Annotated in this window: 11 protein-coding genes; 8 read left to right on the forward strand and 3 right to left on the reverse strand. The window is 58.5% G+C overall.

Annotated features, from left to right (window positions below):
* Positions 1-13: 13 nt before the first annotated feature.
* The 3 genes from DIT71_RS09655 to DIT71_RS09665 all read left to right on the forward strand — a co-directional run bounded on the left by DIT71_RS09655 (position 14) and on the right by DIT71_RS09665 (position 3,323).
* The gene (locus tag DIT71_RS09655; protein ID WP_227538070.1) at positions 14-1,255 is read left to right on the forward strand and encodes a DUF2254 family protein; all 1,242 of its coding nucleotides are present in this window, start codon (positions 14-16) and stop codon (positions 1,253-1,255) included.
* A gap of 17 nt (positions 1,256-1,272) precedes the next feature.
* Complete coding sequence (locus tag DIT71_RS09660; RefSeq protein ID WP_114613017.1) at positions 1,273-2,484, forward strand: NAD(P)/FAD-dependent oxidoreductase; 1,212 nt, start codon at positions 1,273-1,275, stop codon at positions 2,482-2,484.
* Positions 2,485-2,633: 149 nt separating this feature from the next.
* Positions 2,634-3,323, forward strand: a complete 690-nt coding sequence (locus tag DIT71_RS09665) for a matrixin family metalloprotease (protein WP_199490993.1) — start codon at positions 2,634-2,636, stop codon at positions 3,321-3,323.
* 6 nt (positions 3,324-3,329) lie between these two features.
* Here DIT71_RS09665 and DIT71_RS09670 read toward each other — a convergent pair whose 3' ends face one another.
* Positions 3,330-3,878, reverse strand: coding sequence for a hypothetical protein (locus tag DIT71_RS09670; RefSeq protein WP_114613018.1), 549 nt, complete (start codon positions 3,876-3,878; stop codon positions 3,330-3,332).
* Between the two features lie 365 nt (positions 3,879-4,243).
* Here DIT71_RS09670 and DIT71_RS09675 point away from each other — a divergent pair, with 365 nt between their 5' ends.
* Both DIT71_RS09675 and DIT71_RS09680 read left to right on the forward strand, forming a co-directional pair.
* Positions 4,244-4,447: a CsbD family protein gene (locus DIT71_RS09675; protein WP_114613019.1), complete on the forward strand. Its 204-nt coding sequence runs from the start codon at positions 4,244-4,246 to the stop codon at positions 4,445-4,447.
* Positions 4,448-4,559: 112 nt separating this feature from the next.
* Positions 4,560-4,784 (forward strand): hypothetical protein, encoded by a 225-nt coding sequence (locus DIT71_RS09680; protein WP_114613020.1) that lies wholly within the window; start codon positions 4,560-4,562, stop codon positions 4,782-4,784.
* Between the two features lie 210 nt (positions 4,785-4,994).
* Here DIT71_RS09680 and DIT71_RS09685 read toward each other — a convergent pair whose 3' ends face one another.
* Positions 4,995-5,543 carry an outer membrane beta-barrel protein gene (locus DIT71_RS09685; protein WP_114613021.1) on the reverse strand — a complete coding sequence of 183 codons (549 nt, stop codon included), beginning with the start codon at positions 5,541-5,543 and terminating at the stop codon, positions 4,995-4,997.
* A gap of 189 nt (positions 5,544-5,732) precedes the next feature.
* Positions 5,733-6,479, reverse strand: coding sequence for a DUF72 domain-containing protein (locus DIT71_RS09690; RefSeq protein ID WP_114613022.1), 747 nt, complete (start codon positions 6,477-6,479; stop codon positions 5,733-5,735).
* A gap of 205 nt (positions 6,480-6,684) precedes the next feature.
* Here DIT71_RS09690 and DIT71_RS09695 point away from each other — a divergent pair, with 205 nt between their 5' ends.
* The 3 genes from DIT71_RS09695 to glgB are packed head-to-tail and all read left to right on the forward strand — an operon-like array spanning position 6,685 to position 15,547.
* On the forward strand, positions 6,685-10,041 hold the full coding sequence (locus DIT71_RS09695; RefSeq protein ID WP_114613023.1) for a maltotransferase domain-containing protein: 3,357 nt from the start codon (positions 6,685-6,687) through the stop codon (positions 10,039-10,041).
* An 8-nt stretch (positions 10,042-10,049) separates the two neighbouring features.
* Positions 10,050-13,319 (forward strand): maltose alpha-D-glucosyltransferase, encoded by a 3,270-nt coding sequence (gene treS, locus DIT71_RS09700; protein ID WP_114613314.1) that lies wholly within the window; start codon positions 10,050-10,052, stop codon positions 13,317-13,319.
* A complete protein-coding gene (glgB, locus tag DIT71_RS09705) occupies positions 13,295-15,547 on the forward strand; it encodes a 1,4-alpha-glucan branching protein GlgB (protein ID WP_114613024.1) in 2,253 nt (750 codons plus the stop codon). Before treS ends, glgB begins: the two co-directional genes overlap by 25 nt.
* Position 15,548: the final 1 nt, after the last annotated feature.

Below are 15,548 nucleotides of genomic sequence, written 5' to 3' on the forward strand. Positions count from 1 at the left end.
GATCACGGTGTCGATGATCGTAGCGATGACCGCCGGCCTCTGCGTGGGAGTGGCCGCTTTGGCCGTGGATACTAAATGGCTTTGGCCTCCCCCTGTGGAACTCGGCACCGTTGCCGATGCAAGGGTCCTGCTGGGCGCTGTGACCAGTGGTCTGATCACGGTTGCGGTGTTTGGCTTGTGGATGCGTACAGTAGTGGTTGGTCTCATGGCCGCCCATTTCTCGCCCCGCACGTTGCTGATCTTCCTGGACGACAGTTTCCAACGTAAGTTGCTCGCCTCCATGTCTGCGGGTGTCGTGGCCGTGCTGGTCATTCTGTTGAGGATGCCTACGAACGATCAGGCAGCAGCCCCCCTGGTGAGTACGGTGCTCGTGGTAATGATTGCGCTTGCCGCGATGGCGGGCGTGCTGCTGGCGATCCAGCACGCTACGCGGAGCCTGTCGCTGCCGGAACTGATCAGCCGGCTTGCCGAAGACGCCCTCGAGGTGCTCGATCGCCATCCCAAAGCCCGGGTTGAATTTGCCGATATACCACCACCGCTGTCTGCGCGGCGGACCGTACTGGCCCCGGGAACCGGCTGGATAACCGGTATCGACATCGACCGGATTCGCAAGGCACTGCCGGTTGGCGGGGCCGTACATTTACGTTGCCGGATTGGCGAATTTGTCACCCCCCGGCGCCCTGTGGCGCTCGTCTCCTCAACTGGAATCGAGGTAGAAGAAGCTGACTCCGACGCTGTGTCCAAAGCATTCAACCTTGCCCGTACCCGCAGCCCCGAAATGGACTTGGTTTTTGCAGTAAGCCAGCTGGTGGATGTAGGGACATTCGCCTTGCAGGCGCGGGCGGACACCTCAACTGCCCACGAGGTCATGGTTCACCTCGAAGCCGTGCTCGAGGAAATCGTCTATCGGGGGCTGCCACGTCGGCACGACCGGGATACGGAAGGTCGTTGCGTCTATGACGAGGTCGGCTGGGACACGGCCGACCTCGTGCAGCTGTGCGTGGAACGTCTTCGGGAGCAGGCTTCCCGAGACCCGGAGGCGGCGCGACACTTGATGCATATGCTTCATCGGGTGCGGGAGGCCGCCGAGAACTGTGAGGAATTCGCGGTCGTCACCGAGGTCGAGTGTCAGGTGGAGATGGTGCGGATGCTTGCACAAGCCAACGGCATGCTGACTCAAGACCGTCAGCGGCTTGAGCGAGAGGCAGAGATCATCGTCAACGGTGACCCCGCCGGCCACGTACGCCACACATGATCTGTCAGGAGTGATCGATGGACCTGAAAAGCGGATACCCGTTCTGGGCCGTGAAAAATGGACTGATGTTTGCCTTCCCGCAACTGGATACTGACCTGAGTTGCGATGTGGTGGTGATGGGCGCTGGCATCACCGGCGCGCTGATCGCCGATGAATTGGCAGGTCATGGCCATGATGTTGTCGTAGTCGATCAGCGCGATGTCTGCTGGGGCAGCACCTCCGCGAGCACTGCCCTGCTGCAGTATGAAATCGACACCCACGCCACAGACCTCGCTAAACGCTACGACCAGGCCTCGGCGCTCCTGGCCTACCAGTCCAGCTTACGTGCGATCAGCGAGATCGGCGAGCTGGCGCATGAGGTAGGGGATGTGGATTTCGCGACCAGCGACAGCCTTTACTACGCCAGCAGTTGCGCTGACCTTTCAGGCCTTGCCGACGAATTTGCCTGGCGGAAACAATACGGCTTTCCGGTTCGCTGGCTGACCCGCGCCGCGCTCAAGGACGAGTTCGGACTGAAGGCGCCAGCCGCCATCCTCAGTTCGGTCGCCGCCCGGGTTGACCCCTACCGGCTCGCGTCAAGATTGCTTGAAAGGATGCGGCGAAAGGGCGCCCGCGTTTTCGATCGCACCGAGGTGGTTTCCATGACGGCGACCGCAGAGTCGGTCGAACTGATCACCGACAGTGGCATGTCGATAACGGCCAAGCATACCGTGGTTGCCAGCGGCTACGAGTCCCAACACTGGCTGCGCGATCGCGTCGCCAGGAATCTCAGCAGCTACGCCTACATCAGCGATCCCGTTGAGCCGGAGCAGTTGCGCTGGCTGGCCCATACAATGCTGTGGGAATCGTCGCGGCCCTATCTTTATCTGCGCAGCACCGGCGACGGGCGGCTGTTAGTGGGTGGCGAGGACGATGAGCGCGACGTACCGGCACGCCGCGACCGGCTGGTCGATCGTAAGGCAGCGACTTTACAGCGCAAGGTCGCCCGGCTGTTTCCTCGCCTTCAGGCGCCACCGGCATTTGCCTGGGCTGGTACCTTTGCCGAAACCAGCGACGGGCTGCCGCTGTTTGGTCAACATTCGCAGTATGGGCCACGCGTGCTGTTCGCCCTGGCCTACGGCGGTAACGGCATAACCTACAGCATGCTCGGCGCCGGCTTGCTAAGGGCTCAGATCGAGGGTCGCCGGCACCCATTGACCGCACTGTTCGGGTTTTCGCGACTGAGATAAACGTTTCGCGATAAACATTCTCTTACCAAATTACAACCGACTTACCTCGCAACGGTCCGTACGCTGTCGCAATGAGTCAGATCTTGATAACGCGACAGCGCCCTGTTCGGTCCGGGCCTATCATAATTGCACTGATGGTGGTCGCCTTTTTGCCATTGCCACTTCCCTTATTCGCCGGAGACCGGGAAAACGGTTATCGGCTGCTTGAGCTGGACGGTTACAAGGTCAAGTGGGGCGAGCAGACGCTGGGGGTGGGCGCGAGCATTAGCTACGCTTTCGCAGACGAGACGCTCGAATTCGATAATGCGCGGAATTGTCGGGTCCTGGCGCCGATGAAAGCCCTCTCAGGACAGGATATCCCATTCGAGACACTGGTGCGGGAGACCACCGCTGCGTTCCGGGTCTGGGAGCGCGCTGCTGATCTGTCATTTCATCGTGTTGCTGCTGCCCGGGATGCGGACATTATTCTCGGGGCACAGGGACAGCCGCGCCGGCGGGCATTCGCCAATGTGGCCTATTCGCCGGGAGAGAAAGAAGGTGTTCGCAGCATCAGTCAGGCGCTGGTATGCCTGAATCCTGACCAGAAATGGAAGGTGGGGTTCAATGGGGACGAAGATGTCTATGACATCCGCTATACGCTGGTTCATGAAATCGGCCACGCCATCGGCCTGGACCATCCCGGGCCATCGGGCCAGGTCATGGGATTTCGCTATACCGAGGCTTTCCCAGAACTGCAGCCGGGAGATCTGCTTGGCATCCGGCGACTCTATGGGCGCGGGACCAATGACGAAAGACTCGCCACTGGCCCCGACACTCATCCCTTCAAATCAGCGCTTTGATGCTGTTCAGAAGTGGTAACCCAGACCCACTGTATAGGCCCAGATGCCGTCATCCTGGAAGGCATCGGTCGCCTCGTCGCTGTCGCTGAACAGGAACTGGTATTCGGCCCGCGCGAGGATAAAGGTCCTTGACCGAACGTAGTACTTAATACCCGTCTCCAGACCCGCGAAGGCACTGTCCTTGACGCCGTCACCGTAAATGCCGCCGAGGCTGGCGCCGACAAAGGGTCGCGCACGATCGTCAAGGAAGTGATGGTTGAGGTAGCCGCGGGTTGAGCCGTTCCAGAAATCATCCGAAACCCCTTCACCCTCGATATCAGCGAAATTGACGCTTTGGCGGACGCCGGCAACCATTTTATCGGACAGATACCAACCAAGATCGCCGGTTACGCCGAAGCTGCCGCTATTGAAATCCCGATCGTTAGTGCCGGTTCCTGAGAGGGAGAATTCCCGGTCGCCCTCTTGAGGTCCGAACTCTGGAGATTGTGCGGATACTGCCAGAGGCAGTGCTCCGAGAAGACAGAATGTGATGGCCGCAGTGTTGAGTCTTTTCATGAGAAGTTCCTTTACTCGCTTTTTTCGGATTGCATTCGATAAAGCGCCTTTTTTACCTGGCGCGGACCTTGGCGCGACGGCTACTACGGCGTTCAACCGCCGCGAACGCACTGCTCAGATTCGGCGATTGGCCATCTGGCCGTCTGTGCGGTACCGCACATACCAAGCTGGGCATGGCGATAGCGGTCGGGCGTATCGATACGGTTCAGTACGGGGGCCAAATGAAACCTCTGTGTCTGATAACGCACAGACATCCAGCGGGTTAAAAGTGACGATGAGCTGGAAGGTTGCGCACTGCCCAACACAAAGCGGTGCTTGGCCAACGATGCTAAAAGGAACCGGCCATAAGGCCATAGGAGCGAAAGATGAACAAGGACACCATCGAAGGTAACTGGAAAGAACTCAAAGGCAGAGTAAAAGAACAATGGGGAAAGCTGAGTGATGACCGGCTTGACGAGATTGGCGGCCGGCGTGACCAGCTGGCAGGTGAGATTCAGCAGGCCTACGGCGTTTCCAGAGAAGAAGCCGAAAAGCAGGTCAAGGACTTTGAAAAGGCCTCCAAGCACTGATATCTGAAAGCCTCGACGAGATTACACCCTGCCTGCAATGTAGTATCGCAGGCAGTCGGAGCATCGATTTTTTTACACGATTGGCACATGAAAGTGACCCGGAGATTAACCCATGAACAAAACCCAGAACGAAAGTCAGCGAGATGAGCCAAAAGAAAAGGGCGATGCCGATAAACATGGCGGCAAGCAAGGAACCGTGATAGGAGAAATCAACGACGACGCCACGAAGAAAGACACCGAGAATGAATCAAAGCCAGGCGACGCCAGCAAACATGGCAACAGCAATGGCACCGTTGTCGGCGACATCAATGACGATGCCAAAAAGAAAGATAAATGAAAGTACGCTAAATCCGGCTGACCGGTTTTAGCCGGATCTGAGGGTTCTCAGATAAAGATTCTATTACCAAATTACAGCCGACATCCGCTACACCTGAGTCTTGCCCGGGGATCAGGGCGGTATCCGGCGCCCCTGCGGGCGCGGAGCCTATCATCGGCAACTTGCCGATGGCCCCGACACCCTCCCTTCAGGTCAGCGTTTGAACTCGCTTCAGAAGTGGTAGCCAAGACCTACGGTATAGGCCCAGATTCCATCGTCCTGGAACGCATCAGTAGCGTCATCGGTGTCGTCGAACAGGAACTGATACTCAACGCGAGCGAGAATAAAGGTCTTTGATCGAACGTAATACTTCATGCCTGTTTCCAGGCCGGCAAAGGCGCTGTCCTTGACTCCATCCCCGTAGATTCCGCCGAGGCTGGCACCAACGAAGGGACGCGCACGATCTTCAAGGAAATGATGGTTGAGGTAGCCACGGGTCGAGCCGTTCCAGAAATCCTCCGAGACGCCTTCGCCCTCGATATCGGCGTAATTGATGCTTTGCCGGACGCCGGCAACCATTTTATCGGACAGGTACCAGCCAAGATCGCCGGTTAAGCCGATGCTGCTGCTGTTGAAGTCCCGGTCGCTACTGCCGGTTCCAGAAAGGGAGAATTCTCTCTCGCCTTCTTGTGGGCCGAACTCCGGGGATTGCGCGGATACTGCCATGGGCAGCGCGCCGAGAATACAGAAAGTGATTGCCGCAGTGTTGTGTCTGATCATGAGAAGCTCCTTGCTTTCACTGTCCAGATTGAATTTTCATAACGCGCCATTACTACCTTGGCGCGGACTGTGACGCGACGGATACTACGGCGTTCAACCGTCGCGAGCAGACCCTGAGAATCGGTTTATGACTCCCGGGTATCTGTACTTTGGCGCACACGGGCTACTGGAGAGCGGACTCATCCAGAATCAGCGCTGTTGCCTGCCAACAGCATCCAGCAGCCGCTGGGCATCCCGTGGCGCACACGCCTTGTCATCATTGTCGAAATAGCAGAAGACGTCCTTCCCCTCTCGCTCCCAGTTGACAAAGCGTTGGGCGAACCCCGCCAGGGTTCGCCCGTCATAAGAACCAGTGTAGGCCCGCTCCTCGGGGCCGTGCAAGCGCACGTAGACGAAATCGGCGGTGGCCACGGGCGGCGATCGATACCCCTTGAAATCGTAGTAGCACAGGGCGGCGTTGTTTTTCTCAAGAACTTCATAGACCTCGTCACAAAGCCAACTGGTGTCGCGAAACTCGAACGCATAGCGGTGACCGGCGGGCAACTGATCCAGAAACTCTGTCAGCCTGCTGACATTTACGCGCCACCGCGGTGGCAGCTGAAAAATCAGTGGCCCGAGCTTTGAGCCGAATGGCTCCACCGCTGCCAGAAACCGGTCCAGCCCTTCGCCGGCGTCCTTGAGTTTCTTCATGTGGGTCAGATAGCGGCTCGCCTTGACGCTGAACAGGAACCCGCCGGGCGACGCTTCCAGCCATTCTTCAACGGAAGTTTTGGCGGGTAACTGGTAAAAGCTGTTGTTCAGTTCGACGGTATCGAAGCTGCTCGCATATTCGTGCAATAAGTCCTTTACGCCAAGGCCTTGAGGATAGAAGCTGCCACGCCAGCTATCGAAATTCCATCCCGATGTTCCAATACGAATTCCGCCACTTTTGCTCATGGTGCCTCCCGCACTATGTTTTGGCCTCTTTGTCGTCGTGATGAAGAACTCCAACGGTTACAGGCCATTGGTAGTACACCTCATCAGGCGTCTGGTAATCAAGGTGCGAACCCGCTTGACGGATAGCGCGGTCGCTTATATATGTGTAATGAGAGGTCAGCAAGATTGGCCACCTTGTCATCTCATTACGACGCCAAGGTTACTCATGGACACCCAGGGATCAGGGCCGCGCATTTACAATCTCTTCCCGCTGCTCGCCGGCACCACCGCCGACTGGCAGGCTGAGTTGCCTCGTATCGCGGGAATGCTTTTCAACTGGGTCTATCTCAATCCTTTCCACTATCCGGGATTCTCCGGAAGCCTCTATGCAGTAAAGGATTACTATGCCCTAAACCCACTCTTTGATGATGGCAGCGGCTGTTCGTGCGACGAGCAGCTAAGGGCATTCGTCGAGGCATCGGAGCAATCGGGCCTGTCGGTCATGATGGATCTGGTGATCAATCACACGGCAAAGGATGCCGTCCTGGTAGAGAACCATCCGGACTGGTTCCTTCGCGATGAGAACGGCGAGCTGAAGTCCCCCGCGGCGATTGATCCGGACGATGCAAGCCTCGCTACCGTGTGGGGAGATCTGGCCGAGATCGACTATTCAGAACGGCCCGCCCGCGCGGAGATCGTCGCCTACTGGCAGACGCTGGTGCGCCATTACGTGAGGCTCGGCTTTCGCGGGTTCCGCTGTGACGCTGCTTACAAGGTGCCCGCGGAGGTCTGGAAGGCCATCGTCGGGGCCGCACGTGACCAGGATGCCAACACGGTATTCATGGCCGAGACTCTTGGTTGCCGCCCGGAGGAGGTCTACGCCCTCAGCGATGCCGGCTTCGACTACCTTTTCAACAGCGCCAAATGGTGGGATTTCCGCTCCCCCTGGTTGCTGGAGCAGTACGACGCCTTCCGTCATATCGCGCCCTCCATCGCCTTTCCCGAGAGCCACGATACCGAGCGGCTCGCCGCCGGGCTTCTGCGCGACGGCGTGCCCGAGGAAAATATCCAGCGGCATTACCGCTTCCAGTATAGCTTTGCCGCCACTTTTTCAGCCGGTGTGATGTTGCCCATGGGCTTCGAATTCGGCTATCGGCAGCCTCTCGACGTCGTCGAGAGCCGTTCCTGGCTCAAAGAGACCCCTCTCTTTGATATCAGCGACTTCATCGCCGAAACCAATCGATGCAAGGCCTCTGTGCCGGCGTTGAATGAGGACGGCAGACAATTTCCCGTGCAGTCTCCCGGATCCGATGCGGTGGTGCTGGCCCGCCATTCCTCGATGCCCGCAGAGTGGGCGCTGCTGTTTATCAATCCTTTGTCTGGCCGGGAACTACGGCTTTCCATGGACAAACTGGAGCTGACACTGGATGCCGGCACCACTGCCGAGGAGATCACCCCCGGGGGCGAGGCGATACGCCTGCGCCCGGATTCGCGTCTTGTGCTTGCGCCGCTGGAGGTGCGCATCTTTCATGCCTGCGGGGCCTCCGGGGAAGCAGCGCCCGCCCGTACTGTTACCAGCCACAACGTCACCGCCCGTTATCTCGATACGGTGCGCTCCGGAATCATTACCATCCAGGATGTCTATCCGGAAATCGACTGCGGCAAGTACCCGGTAAAGCGGGAGGTCGGCGACAGTCTCGAGGTCACGGCCACCATATTCCGGGAGGGGCATGACTGCCTCAACGCCAGCCTGCTCTATCGCCGCCAGGACGAAACCGAATGGCGGGAAGTGTCCATGTCGCGGATCAATCCCGGCCTCGACCTTTGGCGCGGCACCCTCCGGCTGGAGGAGAACACCGACTATTTTTACACCATCGAGGCCTCGACCGACCTCTTCGAAACCTGGTGGCAGGAAACCGGCAAGAAACTGGACGCGGGCCAGGACATCGGCGTCGAGCTTTTAGAAGGCCGGGCCCTGGTGGCGGAAGCCCTGGAACGCACCGCCGGCAATGACCGCCGCCAGATTTCCCGGGCACTGGCTGACTTCGATAAGGCCGCGGATGATGGTGAGAGGACCGAACTCCTCCGCTCTGCCCTGTTGCGGAGCATTCTCGCACGCTGGCCGGACCGGACCAGATCGTCCCGGTACGGGCGGGAACTGGAAGTAATCGTCGACCGCGTCCGCGCGCGTTTCGCCAGCTGGTACGAAATATTTCCACGCTCCCAGGGCGTCGTCGAAGGCCAGAGCGCGACATTCGCCGACTGCGAGCAGCGCCTGCCGGAAATACGGGAGATGGGCTTCGATGTGGTCTACCTGGCACCGATCCATCCCATTGGCCACACCAACCGCAAGGGGCCGAACAATACCCTGAATGCCGGCCCGGATGACCCGGGAAGTCCGTATGCCATCGGCTCTGAGGATGGTGGACACACCGCCATACATCCTGAACTGGGCACCCTGGAGGATTTTCGCCATTTCGTGCGTGTCGCCAATGATCTGGGCATGGACGTTGCCATGGATTTCGCGATCCAGTGTTCACCGGACCATCCCTGGCTGAAGGAATACCCGGAATGGTTTACCGTGCGGCCGGACGGCACCATCAAATATGCTGAAAACCCGCCCAAGAAATACCAGGACATCGTTAACGTCAATTTCTACGGTGAACATCAGGAGGAATTGTGGCGTGAGCTGCTCAATGTGGTTCTTTTCTGGGTGCAGCAGGGCGTCAAGACCTTTCGGGTGGATAACCCCCACACCAAACCGGTGCCATTCTGGGAATGGCTGATTCGCGAGGTGCGCCTTCACCACCCCGAGACGATTTTCCTTTCTGAAGCCTTTACCCGTCCTCCGATGCTGCAGATGCTGGCCAAGGTTGGATTCAGCCAGTCCTACACCTATTTCACCTGGCGCAACAGCAAACAGGAGCTCACGGATTATCTTCAGGAACTGACCGCTACGGAGGTCGGGGAGTACCTGCGCCCCAATTTTTTCGCCAACACTCCCGATATTCTGCCGACATTCCTGCAAACCGGGGGAAGACCCGCTTTCAAAATCCGCTTCGTTCTTGCCGCCACCCTCTCCAGCGTTTATGGAATCTACAGCGGCTTCGAGCTCTGCGAAAACGACGCTGTACCGGGAAAAGAAGAGTATCTGCATTCCGAAAAGTACGAGTACAAAGTCCGGGACTGGGACGCCCCGGGCAATATCCGTGAATACATCACCGCCATCAATCGAATCCGCCATCAGAATCCGGCACTGCAGGAGCTGCTTAACCTGCGGTTTCACCACGCCGACAGTCCGGACATATTGTTCTATGGCAAAACTCTGGAGCAGCCCGCCAATCTGATTTTCGTAGCCGTCAACGTCGACCCCTTCGACGGCCACGACGCTACGCTGGAGTTCCCGCTGGAACAACTCGGCATTCCCGAAGAGGCCGGCTTCGAAGTGGAGGACCTGCTGAACGGTGCCCGGCATCTTTGGCACGGCAGGCATCACCATGTCCGGCTGGAACCGGACAATCCAGCCATCATCTTCCGGGTGACCCCCCGGAATCATGTGGATTACCATTCACCCAGTCTGTGAGGGCTTCCATGACGGAAAGTAGTCCGCTCTGGTATCAGAACGCCATCATCTACCAGCTTCATATCAAGGCATTTTTCGACGCCAATGGAGACGGTACGGGGGACTTTGCCGGTCTGACCCGCAAACTCGATCACATTACCGAGCTGGGGGCTACCGCTATCTGGCTGCTGCCATTTTATCCCTCTCCCCTGCGGGATGACGGCTACGACATAGCCGACTACAAGTCCATCCACAAGCGCTATGGCAGCATGCGGGATTTCCGGCGCTTTTTGCGGGAAGCGCATCGGCGCGGTCTCAAAGTGATTACCGAGCTGGTAATCAACCATACCTCAGACCAGCATCCCTGGTTTCAGAAGGCGCGGCGTGCCAAACCCGGCTCTGCATGGCGCAACTATTACGTCTGGAGCGACACCGATCAGAAGTATCTGGGCACCCGCATTATCTTTACCGATACCGAAACCTCCAACTGGAGCTGGGATCCGGAGGCCAAGGCCTACTACTGGCACCGTTTCTTCTCCCACCAGCCGGACCTTAACTTCGATAATCCCCGGGTTGTGGATTCGATTCTCAATGTAATGAAATTCTGGCTGGATATGGGTGTTGACGGCCTGCGGCTGGACGCCATTCCCTATCTTTGCGAGCGCGAGGGAACCAATAATGAAAATCTTCCCGAGACCCACGACATTCTCAAAAAAATTCGCCGCTGGCTGGACGACAACTACAGTAATCGCATGCTGCTGGGAGAAGCCAACCAATGGCCTGAAGACGTACTGCCGTACTTCGGCACGGCGTCAGAGCCCGAGTGCCACATGGCTTTCCATTTCCCCCTGATGCCGCGAATGTACATGGCGCTGGCCCAGGAGGATCGTCACCCCATTACCGATATCATGGCACAGACGCCGGAAATTCCCGCCAACACGCAGTGGGCCATCTTCCTGCGCAATCACGACGAGCTCACACTCGAGATGGTCACCGATCAGGAGCGGGACTACCTGTGGAGCTTTTACGCCAGCGACCCGCGCATGCGGGTGAATGTGGGCATTCGTCGGCGTCTCGCGCCACTGTTGGACAACGATCGCAACAAGCTGCAGCTGCTCAACAGCATGCTCATGTCCATGCCCGGCACTCCCATTGTCTATTACGGCGATGAGATCGGCATGGGGGACAACATCTTTCTGGGGGACAGGGACAGCGTACGGACACCGATGCAATGGACACCGGACCGTAATGGCGGTTTTTCCAGTGCGGACCCGGCCAGCCTCTACCTGCCGGCAATCATGGACCCCATTTACGGCTACGAGGCACTCAATGTAGAAGCGCAGCACCGCAACCCTTCCTCCTTTCTGAACTGGATCCAGCGCCTCATCGCCGTCCGCAAGTCACAATCCGCCTTCGGCAAGGGGTCCCTGCGCTTTCTTTTCCCCGGCAACCGCAAGGTTCTGGCCTATATTCGCGAAAATGAGGATGACGCCATACTGTGTATCGCCAACCTGTCCCGTTCTGCCCAGCCGGTGGAACTGGACCTGAGCGAATTCCGTGATCGGGTGCCGGTAGAGCTGCTTGGCGAGAGTGCTTTTCCACCCATTGGCGAACTGCCTTACTTTCTCACTCTCTCCCCCCACGGGTTTTACTGGTTCCAACTGACCAGGGACGCGGAGCCACCGGCCTGGCACCAGCAACCGGCGGGAGCACCGCAGGAATTCCACACCCTGGTATTGCCGCAGCGCTGGCACAGCCTGCTGGAGGGCCGGGGGAAAGCCGAACTGGAGAATCGATTACTCCCGGAATTTATCGCCGCCCAACGCTGGTTTGCTGCGAAGGAAACGGGCATCGCTGCTGTAATTCTGAAAGAGTGGGTCGATATGACGGAAGCTGACAACGGCTGTCTGCTGAGCATCTTCGCGGTTCACCTGAATGATGGCACCTGCCAGGACTATTTCCTGCCGTTGTCATTGCAGTGGGAGGAAGTCGGCAAGGAGCTGCTGCCGCCCGCGCAGTCGACAGTAGCTCGCACCCGCAGTGCCAACCGACTCGGCTACCTGCTGGACGCGGCGGGAGACGAGCGCGCCATCCGCACATGGCTCGAGCATTTCCGGTGCCAGGCTGAAGGCGGCAGTGGCATCGTGGGCAGAGCGCTGCTTACCACCACTTCGGCTTTCCCTGGCAATTTCGACGCCCGGTCCGCTGCTATCAAGCCCACCTATCTCGAACAGAGCAACAGCACGTCAATAATTAACGACACCATGATTCTCAAGACTTACCGGCACCTTCAGCCGGGTCTGCATCCGGAGCTCGAGGTCGGACGTTTCCTCACCGAAGTGGCGGGCTACAAAAACAGCCCTTCGTTATTTGGCGCCCTTGAAATCGAAGATGAATCCGGAGAACGCAACCTTGTCGCAATCCTGCAAAGCTTTGTGACCAACCAGGGAGACGGATGGGGTTATACCCTCGGTTATCTGGAGCGGTTCCTTCACGACACCCGCTACGCACCCCGCAAGGAGAGAGCCGCACAGAAGGATATCCATGTCGGTTTCACTCGCCTGATGCGCACTCTGGGGTTGAGGGTTGCAGAGCTCCACCAGGCCCTCGCCACGCCAACCACGGATCCGGCTTTCAGCGTCGAACCGGTAACTGACGCCTGGCTGGAGGAGTGGCGCCGGCGCCTGCTGCGGGAAGCGGCTACTGCACACAGGACACTACAGCATCACACAGGCAGCGACGACGCTCGTAAAGCGGAACGGTTCCGCGCTCTCCTGCACCTTTGGCCGGTCCTTGAAAAATGCATCGGTGAACTCATGCCTGACCGGGTCACTGCCCTGTTAACGCGGACTCACGGTGACTTTCACCTGGGCCAGGTACTGGTCGCGGAGCGCGACTTTCACATCATCGACTTCGAGGGCGAACCGGCCAGGCCGCTGGAGGAGCGACGTGCCAAGCAGATGCCTCTTCGCGATCTGGCCGGCCTGTTACGGTCGCTGGATTACGCCGCCCGGACCGCCGCTGCCCGGGAGACAGAAAAATTCGAGGATGACCATGCCCTGGTTTTGACTCTGGAGTGGCTAGACCTCTCCCGCCAAGCCCTGTTGGATGGATACCGGCAAGGGAGCGATGGCTGTCGCTTTTCTCCCGCGGAAATAGGTGAGTTCGAGAGCCTGATAGCTCTGTTTACGGTGGAAAAAGTTCTCTACGAGATTCTCTACGAAGCCAATAACCGTCCTGACTGGCTCGTTGTTCCCGTCGACGGTCTCATCGAATGGATCAGCAGGCACCAATCATGACCATGGAAGACAGAACCAGTGTGCAGGCCATAACCCGGGGCGAACACCGCGATCCCTTCGCTTTTCTGGGCAGCCACGCGGTGACCGACGGGCTGCGGATAAGAACTTTTCAGCCCGGTGTTGACTCAGTGGCCGTGGTGGATGCAGCCAGCGACGAGCAAGTCACCGCCCTCACGCGGCTCCACCCGGACGGTGTCTTTGCCGGCACCGTCAAGGGTGCGGAGCGCGACTTTCGTTACCGCCTGCGGATAAGCCGCAATGGTGAGGCCTGCACCATCGAAGATCCCTACCGGTTTGGTGCCATACTCGGGGACCTGGACCTCCATCTTCTGGCAGAAGGTCGTCACGAGCATGCCTACGAAAAACTGGGCGCCAATGCTATTGAGATGGATGGCATCAGTGGCGTCGCCTTCGCAGTCTGGGCTCCCAATGCCCGGAGGGTCAGTGTCGTGGGCGAGTTCAATAACTGGGATGGCCGCTGTCACGTCATGCGGCTGCGCCATGGCGCCGGCATCTGGGAGATTTTCCTGCCCGAGCTCCAACAGGGATCCCTCTACAAGTATGAGATCATCGCCGGTGACGGAAAACTGCTACCTCTCAAGGCGGATCCTTTTGCCCGCTACTGCCAGCATCCACCGGAAACAGCCTCCATCGTCTATGATCCGCCACCTTACCGCTGGCAGGACCAGTCTTGGATGCAGTCCCGCGGCGCCGGTTCGCAACGGGACGCACCTATTGCTATCTACGAAGTCCACCTGGGCTCCTGGCGCCGCCATCCGGGGGAGAATCATCGCTACCTGAGCTATCTGGAGCTCGCTGAAGAACTGCCGGCCTATGCCGCAGATATGGGCTTCACCCATATCGAACTTCTGCCCGTTACCGAATACCCCTTCGATGGATCCTGGGGCTATCAGCCGATTGGCCTGTATGCCCCCACCAGCCGCTTCGGCACACCGGACGAATTGCGGCACTTTGTCGAAAGCTGCCATGCCCATGGCCTGGGGGTTCTCATGGACTGGGTGCCGGCCCACTTTCCGGAGGACGCCCATGGCCTGGCCCATTTCGATGGCACCGCCCTGTACGAACACGAAGACCCGGCCAAAGGCAGGCATCACGAGTGGGGCACCCTGATCTACAATTACGGCCGGCAGGAGGTCAGCAATTTCCTGCTCAGCAACGCCAAATTCTGGGCGGATCAGTACCATATCGACGGCCTGAGAGTGGATGCTGTCGCTTCCATGCTTTACCTGGACTACAACCGGGAGGACGGCGAATGGACTCCCAATGAGTATGGCGGCAACGAAAACCTTGAGGCGGCGGACTTCATCAGACGCATGAATGAGCTGGTGTACAAGGAAGAAAAAGGGTTCTTTACTACCGCGGAAGAGTCTACCGCCTGGCCCATGGTATCGCGACCCACCTCTGCAGGAGGGCTTGGCTTCGGCTACAAGTGGAACATGGGCTGGATGCACGACACCCTGACCTACATAAAAACGGATCCGATCCATCGACGCCACAACCACAACGATCTCACCTTCGGCCTCGTCTACGCCTTCAGCGAAAATTTCATCCTGCCCCTTTCTCACGATGAAGTGGTACACGGCAAGGGCTCCCTGCTCAACAAAATGCCGGGGGACCGCTGGCAGAAATTCGCCAACCTGCGGGTCTACTTCGGTTTCATGTACAGCCACCCCGGCAAGAAGCTGCTCTTTATGGGCGGCGAATTCGCCCAGGAGCGGGAATGGAATCACGACAACTCCCTCGACTGGCACTTGCTGGACGATCCTCTCCATGCCGGTGTGCACAAGCTGATACGCGACCTCAACAGGCTGTACCGGGATTGCCCCTCGCTACACCAGCTTGACTGCGAACCCGAGGGTTTCCAGTGGATAGACGGCGGCGACGTTGAAAACAGCGTGCTCTCCTTTTTGCGACGGGGACGCAACCATGACGACTGCACCGTCATAGTCTGCAATTTTACGCCGGTGGTGAGAAATGCGTACCGGGTCGGGGTTCCTTTTGCCGGCACCTATCACCAGCAAATCAACACCGATGCCTGGGAGTACGGTGGTTCCGGTGTGGGCAATGGCATCGCTGTAGAGTCCTCTCCGGTTGCTGCCCACGGCCACCCCCACTCGCTCAGTCTTACCCTCCCGCCACTGGCGGCGCTGATCTTTGCCTGCCCTGCGCAGGGCCTTGGTTCAGCAGAGCCACAGAAAGAGGATTGAA

The organism is Marinobacter vulgaris, from assembly GCF_003344045.1.
GTDB lineage: Bacteria > Pseudomonadota > Gammaproteobacteria > Pseudomonadales > Oleiphilaceae > Marinobacter > Marinobacter vulgaris.